The sequence below is a fragment of the Streptomyces sp. NPDC001709 genome (genome assembly GCF_053596375.1).
Genome location: NZ_JBSFGB010000004.1, coordinates 143892 through 163843, shown reverse-complemented (window position 1 = coordinate 163843; position 19952 = coordinate 143892). Strand labels below are relative to the sequence as shown.

The following is a 19952-nucleotide window of genomic DNA, read 5'->3' as shown; positions in this document are numbered from 1 at the left end:
GTGAACAGCGAAGGCAGGCACGCGCATGACCACGCACCGGCGCAGGATCAGTGGCAGGAACAAGGCGATGGGCGGTCTCGTGGCCGCGGCGGTGGTCGGCGGCGGCGCGGTCCTGCTCACCGGCACCGCCCACGCCGCCGGCGTGAACGCCGCGTACACGAGGACCAGCGACTGGTCGACCGGCTACACCGCCCAGTACGTCGTCACCAACAACAGCGACCAGACCGAGAAGGCCTGGACCCTGGAGTTCGACCTCCCGGCGGGCGCCAAGCTCAGCTCCTTGTGGAACGGCGAGTCGAGTGTGAGCGGTTCGCACGTCACCGTGAAGCCCGCGAAGTGGGACACCGGGGGCCTCGCCCCGGGCAAGTCCGTGACCATCGGTTTCGTGGTCAACGGCAGCGGTGCCCCGACGGGCTGTCTCATCGACAACGCCCAGTGCTCCGCGGACGGCGGCGCCACCCCCGAGCCGAGCGGCCGGCCCACCCAGTCCCCGTCCCCGACCGCCACGCCGACCAAGACCGCCACGCCCACCCCGACCAAGACGTCCACCCCGACCCCGACCCCGACCGCCACCCAAACCACCGGATCCGGCACCACCGCCTCCGCCGGCTTCGCCCCGTACGTCGACACGTCCCTCTACCCGGCCTTCGACCTGGTCGGCGCGGCCGACGCGACCGGGGTGAAGAACTACAACCTCGCCTTCATCACCGACGGCGGCGGCTGCACCCCCAAGTGGGGCGGTGTGACCGACCTGACCAGCGACGCCGTGGCCCAGCAGATCGGCTCCCTGCGCGCCAAGGGCGGTGACGTCCGGGTCTCCTTCGGCGGCGCCTCCGGCTCCGAGCTGGCCACCACCTGCTCCTCCGCCGACGCGCTGGCGGCGGCGTACGGCAAGGCGGTGGACGCGTTCAAGCTGACCAAGGTCGACTTCGACGTCGAGGGTGGTGCACTGCCGAACACGGCGGCGAACACCCTCCGGGCGAAGGCGATAGCCAAGCTCCAGGCGCTCCACCCCGGCCTGGACGTCTCCTTCACCCTCCCGGTGATGCCGGATGGCCTGACCCAGGACGGCGTGAACCTCCTGTCCGACGCCAAGTCCAACGGCGCGAAGATCTCCACCGTCAACATCATGGCGATGGACTACGGCGCCTCGTACAACGGCGACATGGGCGACTACGCCCAGCAGGCCGCGACCGCCACCCAGGCCCAGGTCAAGAGCGTCCTCGGCCTGTCCGACTCCGCCGCCTGGAAGACGGTCGCCGTCACCCCGATGATCGGCGTCAACGACGTGTCCACCGAGATCTTCAAGGTGGACGACGCCACCCAGCTGGTGAACTTCGCCAAGTCCAAGGGCCTCGGCGGCCTCTCCATGTGGTCCGCGGCCCGCGACAAGCAGTGCGCCGGCGGCGCGAAGAACTCCGCCGACCCCACCTGCAGCTCGATCGTCCAGGACAAGGACGCCTTCTCGAAGGCGTTCGGCGCCTTCAACTGACGCGCCACGCACGGCAACCCATGTGATCAAGTCATGCACATGGCTATATAGTCCGGCCCGGGTCGATCTTCGGCCCGGGCCGGACGTCGGTCGACACAGCGACGGACGGCCGGTCTCGCATGCCATGACCCGGGCCGTCCGTGCCCGGGCCGCACCATATCGGGGGAATCGTGTCGTCCATTCGTCGTGCCCTTGCCACCACCGTGCTCGCCTGCGCCGCACTCACGCTGACCGCCTGTCAGCCCGACGACGGCACTGACGCCGCCGGCGCCGTCACCCCCTCCGCCACCGCGAGCCACGCCAAGGGCAACACCAAGGGCAACGCCAAGGCCAAGGGAAGCGGCAAGGCCAAGGGGCAGGCCAAGGGCAAGGCAAGCGGCAAGAGCGCCTGCCACACCCTGGCCCCGGGCCACAAGTACATCCTGGTCGAGAGCGTCTCCGGGGCCATGAACACCATCACCGCCAAGGACGCCAAGCAGAACTGCAACCCTGACGAGGGCGCCTTCTACAACGCCGACGGAGGAAAGGAGCACGAGTACACCGTCGCCTCGGGCAGCACCCCCGTCTACGTCCTGCACCTGAAGGGGAAGGGCCCGAACAAGATGACCGCCGCGGGCGGCGGTATCGAACACGTCCGCATCTGCGCCAACGGCACCGCGCAGGACACCGGGCCCTCCGCCGACACCAGCGACTGCTACGGCGAGAACTTCTACGACATCGCCGTCAACAGCGCCGGCAAGGTCACCGAGATGACCGAGCTGTACGGCTCCTGACAACTCTGAGGGGACGCGGCCCGGGCGCGGCCCACCCCACAGTGAGCCGCGCCCCCGCCTCTCAGGCCACCGACTCCACCCCCGGCAACGCCCCCGTCCGCGCCGCCTCCCCATACCACCGTGCGCTGGACTTCGGCGTTCGCTCCAGCGTCGCGTAGTCCACGTACACCGCGCCGAACCGCTTGCCGTAGCCGTACGCCCACTCGAAGTTGTCCATCAGGGACCACAGGTAGTAGCCGCGTACGTCGGCGCCGTCCGTGATGGCCCGGCGGACCTCGGACAGGTGGCTGTGCAGGTACGCGATGCGATCGGGGTCGTGGACCCGGCCGTCCGGGTCGGGCTTGTCGTCGTAGGCGGCGCCGTTCTCCGTCACGTACAGCGGCAGGCCCGGCGCCTCCCTCGTGTAGCGCAGGAGCAGGTCGTACAGTCCCGTCGGATCGATCGTCCAGCCCATCTCCGTGCGCTCGCCCGGCGTCTGATGGAAGAGCACGTCGTCGGCGCCCGGCCAGGGGGAGTGGTCGCTGGCGCCGTGGCCGTCGGACCGTGGGCCCTCGACCTTGCCGGACGCGGCCGAGACCAGGGCCGGGGTGTAGTAGTTGAGGCCCAGCGCGTCCAGCGGGACGTTGATCGTGCGGGCGTCGCCGTCGAGGACGTACGACCAGTCCGTGATCGAGGCCGTGGCGTCGAGGAGCGATGACGGGTACGCGCCGTGCAGCATCGGGCCGTGGAAGATCCCGTTGGCCAGGTCGTCGATCCTGCGGGCGGCGGCCAGGTCGGCCGGGTCCTGCGAAAGCGGCCGCACCACCGAGGAGTTGAGGCTGATCGCGATCTCGTTGCGGGCGGGCATCACCGAGCGCAGGGCCGAAGCCGCCAGGCCGTGTGCCAGGTTGAGGTGATGGGCGGCGCGCAGGGAGGCCTCCGGGTCGGTACGGCCGGGGGCGTGGACGCCTGAGCCGTAGCCCAGAAAGGCGCTGCACCACGGTTCGTTGAGGGTGATCCACTGCTCCACCCGGTCGCCGAGGGCCTCGCCGACGAGCTGCGCGTACTCCGCGAACCGCTTCGCGGTGTCCCGCTGGGGCCAGCCGCCCGCGTCCTCCAGCTCCTGCGGCAGATCCCAGTGGTAGAGGGTGAGCGCCGGCGTGATGCCGTGGGCGAGGAGTTCGTCCACCAGGCGGCGGTAGAAGTCCAGGCCCACCTGGACCGCCGGACCCCGGCCCGTCGGCTGCACCCGGGACCAGGAGACCGAGAAGCGGTACGCGGTCAGGCCCAGCTCCGCCATCAGCGCCACGTCGTCGCGGTAGCGGTGGTAGTGGTCGACCGCGATGTCACCGGTCTCACCGCCCGCCGTCCTGCCCGGCGTATGGCTGAAGGTGTCCCAGATCGAGGGCGTACGGCCGTCCTCCCGCACCGCCCCCTCGATCTGGTACGCCGAGGTCGCGGCACCCCAGAGGAAGGCGGGGGGAAAGGTCACGGGGGGCACGGGGGACGGGGATGCGGGGGATTCAGGCATGGAAGCGCTCCCAAAGAGGTCGTAGCCGGACCGGCGGAATGGAGGGAAGGGGGGCGAGGGGCCGGCACCGTGGTGGGCCGGCCCCGGGAAGCGGATATCAGCCCTTGATCGCGCCCTGCATGATCCCGCCCACGATCTGCTTGCCGAACAGGACGAACGCGATCAGCAGCGGCAGCGTGCCCAGCAGGGCGCCGGCCATGATCACGGCCTGGTCGGGGACGTACCCGGTGCCGAGCGAGTTCAGGGCCACCTGCACGGTCGGGTTCTGCTGGTTCAGGGCGATGATCGGCCACAGGAAGTCGTTCCAGGCGAACACGAACGTCAGCAGGCCGAGGACGGCCATGGCCGGACGCGCCGCCGGGAAGACCACGTGCCAGACGATCCGGATGCTGCTCGCCCCGTCCACCCGGGCCGCCTCGATCAGCTCCGTCGGCAGCGCCTGCACCAGGTACTGCCGCATGAAGAACGTACCGAAGGCGGTGACGAGACTCGGCAGGATCACCGTCTGCAGCTGGTTCGACCAGCCGAGGTCCGACATCCACAAGTACAGCGGTACGACGGCCAGTTGTGGCGGGATCATCATCGTGCCGATGGTCAGCAGGAGCAGAAGACCGGAGAAGCGGAACCGCAGTTTGGCGAAGGCGAAGCCGGCCAGGGTCGAGAACAGCACCGTGCTCACGGTGATCGTGCCCGCCACGATCACCGAGTTGAACATCGCGGTGCCGAGCCCCGCCTGGTCCCAGGCCGTCTGGAGGTTCTTGAACAGATTGCCCCCGAACCACAGCGGCGGCGGGGTCTCGGCCAGCCGCCGGTCGGTGCGGGAGGCGGCGATCGTCGTCCACACCAGCGGGGCGAGCGAGACCAGCGCGAAGACGGTCAGCACGACGTACGTCACCGGGCCCGCGTGCAGCTGCTTGCCCGCGCCCAGCACCCGGCGGCGGCCGGCCCTTGACGGCTTCGACGCGGGCAGAGCCAGTTCACTCGTCGTCATTGGGACTTCCTCAGCCGTCGGGTGAGCAGCAGATTGACCACGGCGATGATCAGCAGGATCAGGAACATCGACCAGGCGATCGCGGACGCCTTGCCGAGGTTGCCGATGATCCAGCCCTGGTCGTACATGTACAGACCGAGCGTCTGGTACTGGTGCTCGGAGCCGCCCTTGGACCCGCTGACCCCGCCGAACAGCAGCGGCTCACCGAAGAGCTGGGTGGCGCCGATCGTGGAGACCACGACCGTGAAGAGGATCGTCGGGCGCAGCTGCGGGACCGTTACATGCCGGAACTGCTGCCAGCGGCCGGCGCCGTCGATCGCCGCCGACTCGTACAGGTCGGTCGGGATCGCCTGCATGGCGGCGAGATAGATCAGCGCGTTGTAGCCGGTCCACCGCCAGATCACGATCGACGACACCGCGAACTGCGAACCCCAGTCGGATTCCCGCCAGTTGATCGGATCCACCCCGAAGAAGTGCAGGATCCAGTTGACCATGCCGCCGTCCCAGGAGTACAGCAGCGTGAACACCAGGGTCGCGGCGGCCACGGAGGTGGCGTACGGCGTCAGCATCACCACACGCCAGACGGTCGAGCCGCGCAGCCGGTAGTTCAGCAGGTGCGCGAGCCCGATCGCGGCCAGCAGCTGCGGCACGGTCGAGATCACGCCGATGGTGAAGGTGTTCTCCAGGGCGTTCCAGAAGAACTCCGAGGACAGCAGGCGCTGGTAGTTGTCCAGGCCCGCCCAGGTCTGGTGGTCGAGGGCCGACAGCTGGACGTCGTGCAGCGAGTACCAGGCCGTGTAGAGCAGCGGGACCAGCGTGAACGCCCCGAACAGGACGAAGAACGGCGACACGAACGCGTACGGCGACGCCTTCATGTCCCAGCGGTACAGCCGGCTGCGCCAGGAGTCGGAGCCCGCCGGTGTACCGCGACCGTGAGCGCCCCGCGCCGCGCCCGGCTCGGTGCCGGGCGCGGCTTCGGCGCTCGACGCGGAGTGCGCGAGAGCCTGCTTGGGGCTGGTCACTGGCCGAGCACGTCCTTGATCTCCTTGGCCGCCGCGTCCCAGCCCTGGGACGGCGACTTGCCCTTCTGCTCGACCTGGAGGATGCCGATGTCGGTGATCGCGGAGTTGATCGGCTGGTCCTTGATGCCGAAGTACTGCGTCGGGATCGTCTTCGCCGAGTCGGAGAAGATCTGGGTGAGCGGCGCGTTCGAGAAGTACGCCGTGGTGTCCGCGGCCGGCTTCAGGCTCGCGTACGCCGACGGGGTCGACGGGAAGCTGGCCTGCTTGGCGAAGACCTTGGCCTGCTGCTCGGGCGCGGTCAGCCACTTGGCCAGCGCGACGGCGTCCTTCTGGTGCTTGCCCGCCGTCGGCACACCGAGGAAGGAGCCGCCCCAGTTGGCCGCGGTGGGCGCGGCGGCCACGTCCCACTTGCCCTTGCCGGAGTCACCGGACTTCTGCTCGATGTAGCCGACCATCCAGGCCGGGCAGGCCACGGTGGCGAAGGCGGCGTTGGCGTAGCCCTGGTCCCAGGTCGGATCGAACTGCTTCAGCTTCGCCGACATGTCGCTGGTGGCCACGTCCATGGCGACGTCCCAGGCCTTCTTCACGCCGTCGGACTTGTCCCAGGCGACGGTGCCGTCCTTGTCGTAGTACCGCTCGTCGCCGCCGCCGAGGGCCGCGTTGTAGACGGAGGACGCGGAGTCCACGAACTTGGTGCCCCCCGGCGCCTTCTTCATGTACTGCTTGCCGACGTCGACGTACTTGGCCCAGTCGCCCTTCCACATCTCGGCGAGCTTGGTCCGGTCGGTCGGCAGCCCGGCCTTCTGGAACAGGTCCTTCCGGTAGCAGATGGCCATCGGCCCGATGTCGGTCCCGAGTCCGATGAGCTTGCCGTCCTTGGTGGTGGCCTGGGCGTTCTTCCAGTCCAGCCACTGTGACTTGTCGACGTCCTTGCCCAGGTCGACGAACTTGTTCCCCTGTGTCTGCACGGCCTCGGTGATGTTGCCGATCTCGATGGCCTGGATGTCGTCCGTGCCGGAGCCGGCCTGGAGGCGGGTGAGCACCTTCGGCCAGTACACGTCGGTACGGGTGGTGACGTTCTCCTTGATGCTGATGTCCGGGTGCAGCTTCATGTACTCGTCGTAGAGGCCGGCCTGCTTGTAGCCGAAGACGCCGAAGGTGCCGATGGTTAGCGTGATCTTGCCCTTGCCACTGCCGTTTCCGCCGCCGGAGCCGTCCGACGAGCTGTCGTCCGAGTCCTTGGCACAGCCGGCCAGCAGCCCCGTGGTCAGCGCGGCCACGGCCGCGAGGGCCATCAGCCGCTGGGACCGGCGGATGCTCGTGCGCATTGCGTCCTCCTGTTGCCTGACGTGCCGACCCCCCGGCCGACTGCATGGATCGGGCCCGTTCGTACGCGCTGCGGCTCGGGCGGGGAACGTGCGGGATGTGTAGGTGTCAGGTAGTGTGGGAGCGCTCCCATGAGTGATGTGTTGAAGGGTCGTCCGTCGGGGGCGGGGTGTCAAGGGAGCGGACACGGCAACTGCGTTCAGTTATCAGCACGTTAGGTACGACCGGCCTGCGGGGGGTCCGGGGCGCGGCCCCCGGGACGGCAATCGCGGCGAACGGTGCTGTTACATTCCAGGCCGGCACCAGGAGACGGTCGAGAGAGGCGGAGCCCATGGCAAGCCACGGAGCGCGGGGCCGCGGCGGGGGTCGGCCCACGCTCGAGGAGGTCGCTGCCCGGGCCGGCGTCGGCCGGGGCACGGTCTCGCGGGTGATCAACGGCTCGCCCCGGGTCAGCGACGCCACCCGCGCCGCGGTGGAGGCGGCGGTCGCCGAACTCGGCTACGTCCCCAACACCGCCGCCCGCGCCCTCGCGGCCAACCGCACCGACGCCATCGCACTCGTGGTCCCCGAACCGGAGACCCGCTTCTTCGCGGAACCCTACTTCTCCGACATGCTGCGCGGTGTCGGCGCCGAACTCTCCGACACGGAGATGCAGTTGCTGCTGATCTTCGCGGGCAGCGACCGCGAACGGCAGCGCCTGGCCCAGTACCTGGCGGCCCACCGGGTGGACGGCGTCCTGCTGGTCTCGGTCCACGCCGACGATCCCCTGCCCGACCTGCTGGCCCAGCTGGAGATCCCGGCCGTGATCAGCGGCCCCCGCTCGGCCGGCGAGACGCTCACCTCCGTGGACTCGGACAACTACGGCGGCGCCCGCTCGGCGGTGGAGCACCTGCTGTCCCGGGGCCGCACCCGCATCGCCCACATCACCGGCCGCCTCGACGTCTACGGCGCCGAGCGCCGCGTCGACGGCTACCGCGACGCCCTGCGTGACGCGGGCCGCGAGGTGGACGAACTGCTCATCGAGCCCGGGGACTTCACGGAGGAGGGTGGCCGCCGGGCGATGGCCAGGCTGCTGGAGCGCCACCCCGACCTGGACGCGGTCTTCGCCGGCTCGGACGTGATGGCGGCCGGCGCCCGGCAGGTGCTGCGCGAGGCGGGCCGCCGTATCCCGGACGACGTGGCCCTGGTCGGCTACGACGACTCCGCCATCGCCCGCCACATGGACCCACCGCTGACCAGCGTCCGCCAGCCCATCGAGGAAATGGGCCGCGCGATGATCGACCTGCTCCTGACAGAGATCGCCGACCGCCGCCCACCCGTGTCCCGGGGCCTGGAACGACAGCATGCGGTGCTGCCCACGGAGCTGGTGGCGCGGGCGTCGTCGTAGCGCCCGGGCCTCGGGGGCGTTCGCGAGGTCCGCCAGGGCGGCCGCCACAACGGGCATGAACGGCAGGGTGGACCGCCCGTTCCGGGCCCGTGCCGTCAGTGCCGCGCGTACGCCTCGGATACGCTGCCGGAGTCGTACGGATCTTCGGAGGGGGGACTCCGCGGTGGGATCAGTGGTGGGGGCGGATGCCGACCGATACCGGTCGCTGATGTTCTCCATCGCCTACGGGATGACCGGATCCGTGGGCGACGCGGAGGACATCGTGCAGGACGCCTTCCTCAACCTGACCCGGGCGCGCCAGGCCGGGACGACGGTCGGGAACCTGAAGGCGTACCTGACCACGTCGGTGACGCGGCTGGGCATCAACTACCTGGGTTCGGCGCGGGTTCGGCGGGAGACCTACGTCGGGGACTGGCTGCCCGAGCCGGTCGTGGTGTCCGCCGAGCGGCCCGGGCCGGCCGAGCACGCCGAGCTGTCCGACTCGCTGTCGATGGCGTTCCTCGTGCTGCTGGAGACCCTCGCCCCGGCGGAGCGCGCGGTGTTCGTGCTGCGCGAGGTGTTCGGGTACGGCTATCCGGACGTGGCGAGGATCGTCGGCAAGTCCGAGGCGAACTGCCGGCAGATCTTCGCCCGCGCCAGAAAGCGCGTCGCCCCCGGCGGTCAGGTGGCCGGCATCGCGCCGCCGCCCCCGGTGCGGCGGGCGGAGGGCGAGGAGCTGGCCCGTAGGTTCTTCGCGGCCGCCGAGGGCGGTGACATGGACGCGCTGCTCGGGATGCTCGCCCCGGACGTGGTGTTCCAGGGGGACGGCGGCGGCAAGGCGCGGGCGATCGCGAAGTCCGTCACCGAGCCGCGCCATGTGGCACAGCTGCTGGTCGGCGGCCTGCGCCGGGTGGGGATACTCGGCGCCTGTCTCCGCGCGGCCTGGATCAACGGCCGTCCGGGCGGCGTGATCCACGACGCCGAGGGGCGCGTGGCCAGTGTGGTCGAGCTCGACATCGTCGACGGCGTGATCCGCGCGATCCACTCCGTGTCCAACCCCGACAAGCTCGGCCACCTCGGACCGGTGTCCGACATCGGGCGCCTGCCGGAGAAGTGATGGCCTAAGGCCGTACGGCCTCCCAGCCCCGCTCCAGCAGATCGAACGCGGCATTGACGGCGGCGACCCGGTCGGGGGCCGTCGCCGCGAGGGTCCGGGCCTCCAGGGCGAGGTGGGCCAGGGCGGCACAGGCGGGGTCGTCGGCGGGGGCGCCGGCGTCGGCGGCGATCGCCTCGGCCAGGGCCCGCTCGTGCCGCATCCACATGCGCCGGTGGTAGTCCACGAGCGCCGGGGTGCTGGATGCCAGCCGCTGGAACGCGGCGATCTGCTCGTCGTACTCGGGCTTGATCCCCCGGGCCCGCAGCGTGTGCTCGCGCAGGGCCTGGAGGAGCGGGGTGCCGGGCGCCCGGTCGCGTACGGCGGCGACCAGGGCCTCTTCCACGTCCGCGTCCATGTCGAACAGCAGCGCTTCCTTGCTCGGGAAGTGCTTGAACAGGGTCGTGGTGGAGACGTCGGCCGCCTCCGCGATGTCCCTGATGCTCACCGCGTCGAAGCCGTGCTCCAGGAACAGCTCCAGTGCCGCGTCCGCCAGTGCCTGGCGGGTCGCGGCCTTCTTGCGCTCGCGGCGGCCCATCGTCTCCGTCATGGCCGGTAGCCTACCCGATCGGTTGTCACAGGCAAAAAGTTGACTCGTTGCACTTAGTTAGTCGGTGTGCTTTTCTGTGTCGCATGACCACACCACGTCCCAAGAACGTCCGCTGGACACTGCTCGGCGTGATGCTCGCGATGCTGCTGGGCATGCTCGACAACAACGTCGTCGGTACGGCGATGCCGACGGTCGTCCGTGACCTGGGCGGCCTGGAGCACATCTCCTGGGTCGTCACCGCGTACACCCTCGCCACCGCCGTCTCGACTCCCGTCTGGGGCAAGCTCGGTGACCTCTACCACCGCAAGCGCGTCTACCTCGCCTCGGTCGTGATCTTCCTGCTGGCCTCGGTGCTCGCCGGCGCCGCCCATTCGATGACCCAGCTGATCGGGTTCCGAGCCCTCCAGGGCATCGGCGCGGGCGGACTGGCCGCCGGGGGATTCGCCCTGATCGGCACCCTCGTACCGCCCCGGGAGCGCGGTCGCTACCAGGGCATGACCGCCTCCGTGATGGCTCTCGGCGTGGTCGGCGGCCCCCTCGTCGGCGGCCTGGTCACCGGCCACCTCGGCTGGCGTTGGGCGTTCTACGTCAATCTGCCGCTCGGGCTCGTCGCCCTGGTCTGGGTCCAGCTGATGCTCCGGATGCCGGCTCCGGCCCCGAAGACCCGGCCCCGCATCGACTGGGCGGGCATCACCGTGCTGACGGCCACGATCGGCGCGGCGGTCCTCGCGGCGACCTGGGCGGGTACGACGTACGCCTGGACGTCCTGGCGGATACTCTACCTGGGGGCGGTGGCCGTCCTCGGCGCGGTGCTGTTCGTCGCCGTGGAGCGGCGCGTGCCCGAACCCCTGCTGCCGCCCCGCGTGTTCACCGGACACCGCAACTTCCCGCTCGGCATCGGCCTGTTGGCGGCCGTCGGCGTCGTGATGTTCGGCTGCGCGCTCTATCTGCCCCTGTTCCAGCAGACGGTGCAGGGCGCCACGGCGACCAGCTCGGGACTGCTCCTGCTGCCGATGATGATCCCCGTGGTGATCACGTCCAACATCGCCGGGAAGGTCATGTCCCGCACCGGCCGGTACAAGGTGTTCCCGGTGCTCGGCACCCTGCTGCTGACGGCCGGCGCGGTGACGCTCGCCACGATGGACACGGGCACCTCCCGCCTCGCCGCCGGCTGCTGGATGGCACTCGTCGGCCTCGGCCTGGGCTTCACGATGCAGATGGCCACCACCCTCGCGCAGAACAGCGTGGAACTACGGGACATGGGGGCGGCCATGGCGGCGACGAACCTGTTCCGCACCCTCGGCGGCTCCGTGGGCGTGGCCGTCTTCGGCTCGCTGTTCACCCGGGCGGTGCCGGCCACGGCGGCGGGAGAGGCGTACCGGCACGCGGTGGCGGCCGGCACCCGGCACATCTTTCTCATGACCGCCGGGGTGTGCGCGGTGGCGTTCGTACTGGCGCTGCTGGTGAAGGAGGTGCCGCTGCGGGGCGGGCCCGGGGCGACGAAAGAGGCCGATGACCGCGTTGAAGCAGGTCATCGGCCTCTAACCGAAGGGTGAGTGACGGGACTCGAACCCGCGACATCCTGGACCACAACCAGGTGCTCTACCAGCTGAGCTACACCCACCACGACCGGCGGTTGAACTTGTCGTTTCCCCGACCGGCCGAGAAGAAGTCTACAGGGTCCGAAGGGGTGCTCGCGCACACGTTTTCGCGAGCCCCTCTTCTCAGTGTTTCTGTCAGTGCTCCTGCGCGGGCAGGACGTGCTTCGCGGCGATCGCCTTCGCGGTGTCGGAGTCCGGGCCGGGCTGCGGCACGAAGATGGCCTCGCGGTAGTAGCGCAGCTCCGCGATCGACTCGCGGATGTCGGCCAGGGCCCGGTGGTTGCCGTTCTTCTCCGGGCTGTTGAAGTACGCCCGCGGATACCAGCGGCGGGCCAGCTCCTTGACGGAGGACACGTCGACGATCCGGTAGTGGAGCCAGTCCTCCAGGGTCGGCATGTCCCGCAGCAGGAAGCCGCGGTCGGTGCCCACGGAGTTGCCGCACAGCGGGGCCTTGCCGGGCTCCTTCACGTACTCCTTCACATAGGCGAGGACCTGCTCCTCGGCGTCCTGAAGGGTCGTGCCGTTCGGGAGCTCGGCGAGCAGCCCGGACGCGGTGTGCATCTGACGCACCACCTCCGGCATCGTCTCCAGCGCCTGGTCCGGCGGGCGGATGACGATGTCCACCCCCTCGCCGAGGACGTTCAGCTCGGAGTCGGTGACGAGGGCGGCAACCTCGATGAGAGCGTCGTCGGACAGCGAGAGGCCGGTCATCTCGCAGTCGATCCACACCATGCGATCGTTCATGCGACCACCCTAAGGCGGGCCTGGGCATTTCGGTGCCCCCGTGCTCGGCGGGGATGGGCCGTCGTCCGCCTGGGGTGCCGAAAGGGGGCGGGATCGTTCCCGCCCCCTCTCTCTCAGTTACCGCTCCTCGGTCCCGGCAGGAGCCCCACCGCGCCCGCCGCCGTGCGGCGGCTCTGCATCGGGACGCCGCTGTCGCGGTCCGGGTGCAGCAGGGCGGGGGTGTGGCCCATCGGACCGGGCCCCGGCAGGCCCGTGGGCGGGCCGGGGGGCGGCAGCGGTGGCTCCGTGTCGGCCGGCCTGTCGCCCTGCGGCCGGCGGGCCCGGTAGGCGGCCCGGTAGGCGGCGGGGGACGAGCCGAGCTGGCGGCGGAAGTGCCCGCGCAGCGCGACGGGGGAGCGGAAGCCGCACCGGCCCGCCACCTCGTCCACGGAGTAGTCCGACGTCTCCAGCAGCCGCTGCGCCTGCAGCACCCGCTGGGTGATCAGCCACTGCAGCGGTGCGCTGCCGGTCAGCGAGCGGAACCGGCGGTCGAACGTACGGCGGCTCATATAGGCGCGTGCCGCCAGGGTCTCCACGTCGAACTGCTCGTGGAGGTGTTCCAGCGCCCAGGCGACGACCTCGGCGAGCGGGTCGGCGCCGATCTCCTCCGGTAAAGACCGATCGAGATAGCGCTCCTGGCCGCCTGTTCGGCGCGGTGGGACCACCAGGCGCCGGGCGAGCGCGCCCGCCGCCTCGTTGCCGTGGTCCGTCCGCACGATGTGGAGACAGAGATCGATTCCGGCCGCCGTACCCGCCGACGTCAGGACGTCGCCGTCGTCCACGAAGAGTTCCCGTGGATCGACGTGCACCGACGGATAGCGCTTGGCCAGTGTCGGCGCGTACATCCAGTGGGTGGTGGCCGGGCGGCCGTCCAGCAGGCCCGCCGCCGCGAGGACGAAGGCGCCGGTGCACAGCCCGACGATGCGTGCCCCCTCCTCGTGCGCCCGGCGCAGTGCGTCGAGCGCCTCCTCCGGTGGTGGCGCGGTGATCGATCGCCAGGCCGGTACGACGACCGTCCCGGCGCGTGAGATCGCCTCCAGTCCATGCGGCGCGGTGAGTTCCAGGCCCCCTGTGGTCCGCAGCGCCCCCTCCTCGCCGGCGCACACCAGCAGTCGGTAGCGCGGCACGCCGGCGTCCTGGCGGTCTATTCCGAACACCGACAGCGGAATGGAACTCTCGAAGATGGGGCCGCCGCTGAACAGCAGCACCGCGACGATCTCCTTGCGGCGTCGCCCGGAGAGTTTCCGGGCCACGGCTTCCGGCGCGGCAGTGGAGTCGTGGCTCATACTGCTAAGCCCCCCTCGGTGGTCGCGGCTCCTCGGTTGTGTCGCTCCTGCACGTTTCCCCTCGGTCCTGCACGAGTCCCCCGCCGTAAGACATCAAGATCGAATCTACTGGCTACCGCGGTCTCACGGTGGCCGGTTCGACACGCCGTACATTGTCGACATGACAACTTGGCGTGAAGCATTCGATCACGAAGCGTTGCACTCACGGGGGGTGCAGGGAAGTGCGCCTTGTCGCAGTGGCCGAACCGCGTAGGGTGCGTAGCCGCCCGTAGGCCCTTTCCGTGCAGGTCAAACGGGGGTTGGAGGGTGCTTGGGGGCCCTCTTGGTAGACATTCGGAAGTTGGCTGAAAAGAGACGTTCGGGGGTACCGAAACAGGTCAGTCGACCGGTGTCCGTCGGCGGGTGTGACGTCCGCCTCTTTGCACGGCGCAATGCTTTGCGGAACGGCGGGGCCGTGCGGCGCACCGCTCGGAGTGGCGCAGCAGGATCCGGCACACGGCCGTGACGGCGGCCAGGCCCAGCGCGGCGCCCGCGGCACCGGCCAGCGAGGTGCCGTACCAGACCAGCACCACGGGGACGAGTACGCAGCTGAAGGCGGCCCAGCGGATCACATCGCTCACGGTGTCCGGCGCGGGGTGCGGCTCGGAGGTGGGTCGGGGACCGGGCATCACTTCGTACTCCCTGTGGCGATCGTTCACCCGGGTTCAACGCCTGTTCGACCGGTCGGTCACCGCACGTACGTCTGTGAATCCCGTGCAAACCGCCTGTACGGGGCAGCAACCATTGCGTTACGGGCGCGGCTCGTGCATGCTCCGGTGAACCCCTACGGACGTCGGGGGACCGCTTACGGAGCGTGCGCGGGATCTGGGCTCGGGAGGCGTGCCGCCGTACCCTTGGGGGTATGGGGTTGGGAAGATGTTTCCCGGACACAGCTCCGCCGCACACTGTCGTCCCACCCATAAAGGATCACAACGCCGAGACAGCCATGGCCGGTCACGAATTCTTCGAACCCGCGGACCGCAAGCGGCCGGTCGCCGACCCCACGGCGGCCGATCCCCATGCGGCGGAAGAGCCACGCCCCTCATGCGACCCCGCCTTCCGGCACGGAGTCGTCGTCGGCTTCGACGGCTCCACCTCCAGTGAGCGCGCCCTCGCCTACGCCATCGGCATGGCCCACCGCTCCCACTCGGGCCTGATCATCGTCCATGTCGCCAACCGGCTGCCGACCACCGTGTGGGCCGGCTGCGAGCCACCTGTCTTCGTCGACGTGCCGGACCACCGCACCGAGGTGCTCGGTCTGGAGCTGGCGTGCGCGGACTATCTGGCCGAGGTGCCGTGGATCCTGGTCGAGCGGGGCGGGGACATCTGCCACGAACTCGAAGAGGTGGGGCGGGAGTACGAGGCCGACGCGATCGTCGTCGGCTCCACGCACGGCATCGTCGGCCGCATCTTCGGCTCCGTCGCCGGGCGGCTCGCCAAGCGGGCGCAGCGGCCGGTGATCGTCATCCCCTGATCCTTTCAACTCCCTTTGTGCAGCGCGAAACTACTCGCGCGTAGAGGTGGTTTGTGCCCTTGTGAAGGGCATATATCGGTCACCGCGCAACCGCACAGCACGAAGGGAGCCCGCCGTGGACAACGGAAGTACTACGGTGGTCGGCCGACTCGCCCTGGGAATCACCCTGTTGGCGTTCGGTCTCGGTACGACAGGTGTGATCCACGGCGTGGCCGCGTCCGACGCCGTGTCAGTGGCCCATTATGTGGGCGGAGTTGCTCTGTTCCTGGTCGGCCTGCTGGCCTTCCGCGGCGGCGACGGCGTGTCGGGTACGGGCTTCGCGGCCCTCGGCGCGCTGTGGTTCACCTGGGCGGTCGGCGGTCACTCCTCCGCCAATGCGGCCGGACTCTTCCTGTTCCTCTTCGCCCTCGTGGCGCTCACCCTGACCCTCGCGGGCGGGGACAGCCTCGGTCAGCTCATGCACGGGCTGCTGTTCCTGGCCATGCTGGTGCTGGCCGTCGCGGCCTTCGCCGACAGTTCCTCTTTGGCCAAGGTCGGCGGCTGGGTGGCCGCTGTGTCCGGCGCGGTGGCCTGGTACGCGGCGACGGCCGCGCTGGCTCACTGGCCGACGGCGCTTCCTGGTCGTGCTGCGGGCCGGGGGGTGACGGCCGCCGGCTGATCCGAGCAGCACTGAAGGGACCCCCACGTGAAGGTGGCCACGTGGGGGTCCGTTCTGCTGTCGCGGAATTACTCCACCGTCACCGACTTCGCCAGGTTCCTCGGCTTGTCGATGTCCCTGCCCAGGGCCTTAGCCGTGTGGTAAGCGAGGAGCTGGAGCGGGATGCCCATCAGGATGGGGTCCAGTTCGTCCTCGTTCTTCGGGACGACGACCGTGTGGTCGGCCTTCTCCTGGTGCTGGTGGGCCACCGCGAGGATCCTGCCGCTGCGGGCCTTGATCTCCTCCAGGGCCGCGCGGTTCTTCTCCAGGAGGTCGTCGTCGGGGACGATCGCGACCGTGGGGAGGGCCGGCTCGATCAGGGCCAGCGGGCCGTGCTTCAGCTCGGAGGCGGGGTAGGCCTCGGCGTGGATGTAGGAGACCTCCTTGAGCTTCAGGGAAGCCTCGCGGGCCACCGGGTAGCCCCGGACGCGGCCGATGAAGAGCATCGAGCGGGCGTCGGCGTAGGCGTCGGCCAGCTCCTTGATCTTCTCCTCCTGCTTGAGGATCTCGGTGATCTGGTCCGGCAGCTTGCGCAGGCCCTCGATGATCCGCTTGCCGTCGCGGACCGAGAGGTCACGGGTGCGGCCGAGGTGGAGGGCGAGGAGGGCGAAGGCCACCGTCATGTTGGTGAAGCACTTCGTCGAGACCACGCAGACCTCGGGGCCCGCGTGGACGTAGATCCCGGCGTCCGCCTCGCGGGCGATCGCCGAGCCGACGACGTTGACGACGCCGAAGACCTTGGCGCCCTTGCGCTTGAGCTCCTGCACGGCGGCGAGGACGTCGTAGGTCTCACCGGACTGGGAGACGGCGACGTACAGGGTGTCGGGGTCGACGACCGCGTTGCGGTAGCGGAACTCGGAGGCCGGCTCGGCGTCGGCGGGGATGCGGGCCAGCTCCTCGATCATCTGGGCGCCGATCATGCCCGCGTGGTACGAGGTGCCGCAGCCGAGGATCTTCACGCGGCGGATCTGCCGGGCCTCGCGGGCGTCCAGGTTGAGGCCGCCGAGGTGCACGGTGGAGAAGCGGTCGTCGATGCGGCCGCGCAGCACGCGGTCCACGGCGTCGGCCTGCTCGAAGATCTCCTTGTGCATATAGGTGTCGTGACCGCCCATGTCGTACGACTCGGCCTCCCACTCCACGGTCGTGGGCTCGGCGGTGGTGCGTGTGCCCTCGGTGGTGTAGGTGCGGAAGTCGTCGGCCTTGAGCGTGGCCATCTCGCCGTCGTCCAGAGTCACTATCTGGCGCGTGTGCATGACCAGGGCGGCGATGTCGGAGGCGACGAACATCTCCTTCTCGCCGATGCCGAGGACGACCGGGGAGCCGTTGCGGGCCACCACGATCCGGTCGGGGAAGTCGGCGTGCAGGACCGCGATGCCGTACGTGCCCTCGATCACCCGGACCGCCTGGCGGACCTTGTCCTCCAGCTTCTCGGCCGTGGAGCGGGCGATGAGGTGGGTGAGCACCTCGGTGTCGGTCTCGGAGAGGAACTCGACGCCGTCCGCCTCCAGCTTGCGGCGCAGGTCGGCGGCGTTGTCGATGATGCCGTTGTGCACGACGGCGACCTTGTTGTCGGCCGACATGTGCGGGTGGGCGTTGGTGTCGGAGGGGGCGCCGTGGGTGGCCCAGCGGGTGTGGGCGATGCCGGTGGTGCCCTTGAAGCGCGCCGGGACCTTGGCCTCCAGGTCGCGCACCCGGCCCTTGGCCTTGACCATCTTCAGGCCGGGCGCCTTCGGGGAGGTGACCACGATGCCCGCGGAGTCGTAGCCGCGGTACTCCAGCCGCTGCAGGCCCTCCAGAAGGAGGGGGGCGACGTCACGCTTCCCGATGTATCCGACAATTCCGCACATGTATGGGTATCTCGCAGCCTGGCTTCTCAGCCGTAGACCATGCGGCGCAGCTGCCTGAGCGTCAGCTCCGGCGGCGCCACCGCCCGATATTTCAGGTCCGCCTCGATCCGTTCGAAGATCTCCGTGTTCACCAGGCCCTGGGCCTGGAGCTCGCGGTGGCGGCGACGGACGAATTCCTGGGTCGTCTCGTCGAAGTAGGCGAGCACGTCCTGGATCACCCGCAGCGCCTCGCCCCGGCTCAGGGGCGTGGAGCGCGTCAGATGATCAACGAGTTCGTCGTGCACCCAGTAGATCCTGGGCTACCGGCACCGGTTTCGCAAGAAACGTGCCCGATTTCGGGCAGGCGCTCTCCATGGTGTCCCACGCAGGGCATTTGAACCTCTGTTCGCAAGCTGGCCATTCTGTGTCTTGCGTCTCGTTGCCCAGACCCACGAGTTTCGGACGCCATGGACATTCCTCGTATGGGAGTACCCGAGAAGCTGGCCGAGCGCATGAGCATGGCCGAGCAGCACGAGTACCTGCGCGCCAGATTCTCGCGGCGCACCGTGATCAGAGGCGGCGCCGTCACGCTGGGCGCCGTCACGGGTGGCGCGTTCGTGCCGGGCGCCACCGCCCAGGCGGCCGTGCCGACCCAGCGCACCGCCCCCGCCACCGAGACGGTCGACGGCGCCCTCGTCGCCCCCTTCGGCCGCCACCTCGCCTACGGCAACGACCCGCGCACGGAGATGACCGTCTCCTGGCAGGTCCCGGTCGCCGTGAAGAACCCGTTCATCCGCATCGGCGCCCACCCCTGGGACCTCTCCCGCAAGATCGAGGCCGAGGTCCGCAGCCTCTACACCCCGGCCGGCGTCGGCGCGAGCGGCGACCACACGCAGTACTACCTGCATGCCCAGCTCACCCACCTGCGCCCCGGCAGGACGTACTACTACGGCGTCGGCCACGACGGCTTCGACCCGGCCGAGCGGCACCTGCTGGGCACCCTGGGCACCTTCACCACCGCCCCCGCCCACAAGGCGCCGTTCACCTTCACCGCCTTCGGCGACGAGGGGGTCGGCTACCACGGCCTGGCCAACAACGCCCTGATCCTCGGCCAGAACCCGGCCTTCCACCTGCACGCCGGCGACATCGCCTACGGCGACCCGGCCGGCCAGGGCAAGAGCACCGACACCGGCTTCGACTCGCGCACCTGGGACCAGTTCCTGTACCAGACCGAGTCGGTCGCCAAGCAGGTCCCGTGGATGGTCTCGTACGGCAACCACGACATGGAGGCCTGGTACTCGCCCAACGGCTACGGCGGCGAGGAGGCCCGCTGGACCCTCCCGGACAACGGCCCGGACGCGAAGAACCTGCCCGGTGTCTACTCCTTCGTCTACGGCAACACCGCGGTCATCTCGCTGGACCCGAACGACGTCTCCTTCGAGATCCCGGCGAACCTGGGCATATCCGGCGGAACCCAGACCACGTGGTTCGAGGGCCAGCTGAAGAAGTTCCGGGCGACGAAGGACATCGACTTCGTCATCGTGTTCTTCCACCACTGCGCGTACTGCACGTCCACGGCGCACGCCTCGGAGGGGGGCGTGCGCCAGGAGTGGGTGCCGCTGTTCGAGAAGTACCAGGTGGACCTGGTCATCAACGGCCACAACCACCAGTACGAGCGCACCGACGTGATCAAGGGTGACAAGGTCGCCAAGAAGCTCCCGATCGGCGGCACCGCCTACCCCGAGACCGAGGGTGTGGTCTACGTCACCGCCGGCGCGGCGGGCCGCAGCCTGTACGCGTTCAGCGCCCCGGACTCCTACGAGGGCCACGAGCACGAGGTCGACTCGGTCGCGTCCTTCATCAACACCAAGGACGGCAAGGTCAACGAGACCGTCGCCTGGTCCCGCGTGCGCTACCTCAACTACTCCTTCCTGCGCGTGGACGTCACCCCCGCGCCGAAGGGCTGCCAGACCACCCTGACGGTGTCGGGCATCGCCGAGACCGGCGACCGCATCGACCACTTCACGGTGTCCCGCACGGCGAAGTAGGCACCCGGCAGGCGG

The 19952-nt window shown here is 69.8% G+C and carries 18 protein-coding genes and 1 tRNA gene; 8 read left to right on the top strand and 11 right to left on the bottom strand.

All coding sequences use genetic code 11. The features are described 5' to 3' along the window. Nucleotides 1-25 precede the first annotated feature (25 nt). On the top strand, nucleotides 26-1492 hold the full coding sequence (locus ACWC0C_RS07885; RefSeq protein WP_450862466.1) for a glycoside hydrolase family 18 protein: 1467 nt from the start codon (nucleotides 26-28) through the stop codon (nucleotides 1490-1492). 170 nt (nucleotides 1493-1662) lie between these two features. Further along, nucleotides 1663-2265 carry a hypothetical protein gene (locus tag ACWC0C_RS07880; protein ID WP_450862464.1) on the top strand — a complete coding sequence of 201 codons (603 nt, stop codon included), beginning with the start codon at nucleotides 1663-1665 and terminating at the stop codon, nucleotides 2263-2265. A 61-nt stretch (nucleotides 2266-2326) separates the two neighbouring features. On the opposite strand, the gene ACWC0C_RS07875 is transcribed toward ACWC0C_RS07880, so the two are convergent. The 4 genes from ACWC0C_RS07875 to ACWC0C_RS07860 all read right to left on the bottom strand — a co-directional run bounded on the left by ACWC0C_RS07875 (nucleotide 2327) and on the right by ACWC0C_RS07860 (nucleotide 7116). Beyond that, on the bottom strand, nucleotides 2327-3775 hold the full coding sequence (locus tag ACWC0C_RS07875) for a GH1 family beta-glucosidase (RefSeq protein ID WP_450862463.1): 1449 nt from the start codon (nucleotides 3773-3775) through the stop codon (nucleotides 2327-2329). Nucleotides 3776-3872: 97 nt separating this feature from the next. After that, nucleotides 3873-4766 carry a carbohydrate ABC transporter permease gene (locus ACWC0C_RS07870; protein WP_450862461.1) on the bottom strand — a complete coding sequence of 298 codons (894 nt, stop codon included), beginning with the start codon at nucleotides 4764-4766 and terminating at the stop codon, nucleotides 3873-3875. Beyond that, nucleotides 4763-5788, bottom strand: a complete 1026-nt coding sequence (locus ACWC0C_RS07865) for a carbohydrate ABC transporter permease (RefSeq protein ID WP_450862459.1) — start codon at nucleotides 5786-5788, stop codon at nucleotides 4763-4765. The genes ACWC0C_RS07870 and ACWC0C_RS07865 overlap by 4 nt, the downstream gene beginning before the upstream one ends. Then, nucleotides 5785-7116 (bottom strand): ABC transporter substrate-binding protein, encoded by a 1332-nt coding sequence (locus tag ACWC0C_RS07860; protein WP_450862457.1) that lies wholly within the window; start codon nucleotides 7114-7116, stop codon nucleotides 5785-5787. Before ACWC0C_RS07860 ends, ACWC0C_RS07865 begins: the two co-directional genes overlap by 4 nt. 329 nt (nucleotides 7117-7445) lie before the next feature. Here ACWC0C_RS07860 and ACWC0C_RS07855 point away from each other — a divergent pair, with 329 nt between their 5' ends. After that, nucleotides 7446-8501: a LacI family DNA-binding transcriptional regulator gene (locus ACWC0C_RS07855; RefSeq protein ID WP_450862455.1), complete on the top strand. Its 1056-nt coding sequence runs from the start codon at nucleotides 7446-7448 to the stop codon at nucleotides 8499-8501. Nucleotides 8502-8664: 163 nt separating this feature from the next. Continuing rightward, on the top strand, nucleotides 8665-9597 hold the full coding sequence (gene sigJ / locus ACWC0C_RS07850; RefSeq protein ID WP_449199741.1) for an RNA polymerase sigma factor SigJ: 933 nt from the start codon (nucleotides 8665-8667) through the stop codon (nucleotides 9595-9597). Between the two features lie 4 nt (nucleotides 9598-9601). Here the strand turns inward: sigJ and ACWC0C_RS07845 are convergent, their stop codons facing one another. Continuing rightward, a complete protein-coding gene (locus ACWC0C_RS07845; protein ID WP_449199740.1) occupies nucleotides 9602-10183 on the bottom strand; it encodes a TetR/AcrR family transcriptional regulator in 582 nt (193 codons plus the stop codon). A gap of 83 nt (nucleotides 10184-10266) precedes the next feature. Between ACWC0C_RS07845 and ACWC0C_RS07840 the strand changes: the two genes are divergently transcribed. Then, nucleotides 10267-11739 carry an MDR family MFS transporter gene (locus ACWC0C_RS07840; RefSeq protein ID WP_450862452.1) on the top strand — a complete coding sequence of 491 codons (1473 nt, stop codon included), beginning with the start codon at nucleotides 10267-10269 and terminating at the stop codon, nucleotides 11737-11739. Here the strand turns inward: ACWC0C_RS07840 and ACWC0C_RS07835 are convergent. The 4 genes from ACWC0C_RS07835 to ACWC0C_RS07820 all read right to left on the bottom strand — a co-directional run bounded on the left by ACWC0C_RS07835 (nucleotide 11735) and on the right by ACWC0C_RS07820 (nucleotide 14521). Further along, nucleotides 11735-11807 (bottom strand) — tRNA-His (locus ACWC0C_RS07835). The two genes, ACWC0C_RS07840 and ACWC0C_RS07835, sit on opposite strands and share 5 nt — an antisense overlap. Nucleotides 11808-11919: 112 nt before the next feature. After that, the gene (gene orn, locus ACWC0C_RS07830) at nucleotides 11920-12528 is read right to left on the bottom strand and encodes an oligoribonuclease (RefSeq protein WP_449199738.1); all 609 of its coding nucleotides are present in this window, start codon (nucleotides 12526-12528) and stop codon (nucleotides 11920-11922) included. Nucleotides 12529-12641: 113 nt separating this feature from the next. Then, the gene (locus ACWC0C_RS07825; protein WP_450862450.1) at nucleotides 12642-13853 is read right to left on the bottom strand and encodes a helix-turn-helix domain-containing protein; all 1212 of its coding nucleotides are present in this window, start codon (nucleotides 13851-13853) and stop codon (nucleotides 12642-12644) included. Between the two features lie 377 nt (nucleotides 13854-14230). Beyond that, a complete protein-coding gene (locus ACWC0C_RS07820; protein ID WP_449195332.1) occupies nucleotides 14231-14521 on the bottom strand; it encodes a hypothetical protein in 291 nt (96 codons plus the stop codon). Between the two features lie 317 nt (nucleotides 14522-14838). Between ACWC0C_RS07820 and ACWC0C_RS07815 the strand changes: the two genes are divergently transcribed. Then, nucleotides 14839-15366, top strand: a complete 528-nt coding sequence (locus ACWC0C_RS07815) for a universal stress protein (protein WP_450862447.1) — start codon at nucleotides 14839-14841, stop codon at nucleotides 15364-15366. Between the two features lie 115 nt (nucleotides 15367-15481). Then, nucleotides 15482-16024, top strand: a complete 543-nt coding sequence (locus tag ACWC0C_RS07810) for a GPR1/FUN34/YaaH family transporter (RefSeq protein WP_450862445.1) — start codon at nucleotides 15482-15484, stop codon at nucleotides 16022-16024. Between the two features lie 68 nt (nucleotides 16025-16092). Here ACWC0C_RS07810 and glmS read toward each other — a convergent pair whose 3' ends face one another. Both glmS and ACWC0C_RS07800 read right to left on the bottom strand, forming a co-directional pair. Beyond that, nucleotides 16093-17910 (bottom strand): glutamine--fructose-6-phosphate transaminase (isomerizing), encoded by a 1818-nt coding sequence (gene glmS / locus ACWC0C_RS07805; protein WP_449195329.1) that lies wholly within the window; start codon nucleotides 17908-17910, stop codon nucleotides 16093-16095. A gap of 26 nt (nucleotides 17911-17936) precedes the next feature. Next, nucleotides 17937-18194 carry a hypothetical protein gene (locus ACWC0C_RS07800; RefSeq protein ID WP_449195328.1) on the bottom strand — a complete coding sequence of 86 codons (258 nt, stop codon included), beginning with the start codon at nucleotides 18192-18194 and terminating at the stop codon, nucleotides 17937-17939. Between the two features lie 177 nt (nucleotides 18195-18371). Here ACWC0C_RS07800 and ACWC0C_RS07795 point away from each other — a divergent pair, with 177 nt between their 5' ends. Continuing rightward, nucleotides 18372-19937, top strand: coding sequence for a fibronectin type III domain-containing protein (locus ACWC0C_RS07795; protein WP_450862443.1), 1566 nt, complete (start codon nucleotides 18372-18374; stop codon nucleotides 19935-19937). The last annotated feature ends 15 nt before the right edge of the window (nucleotides 19938-19952 follow it).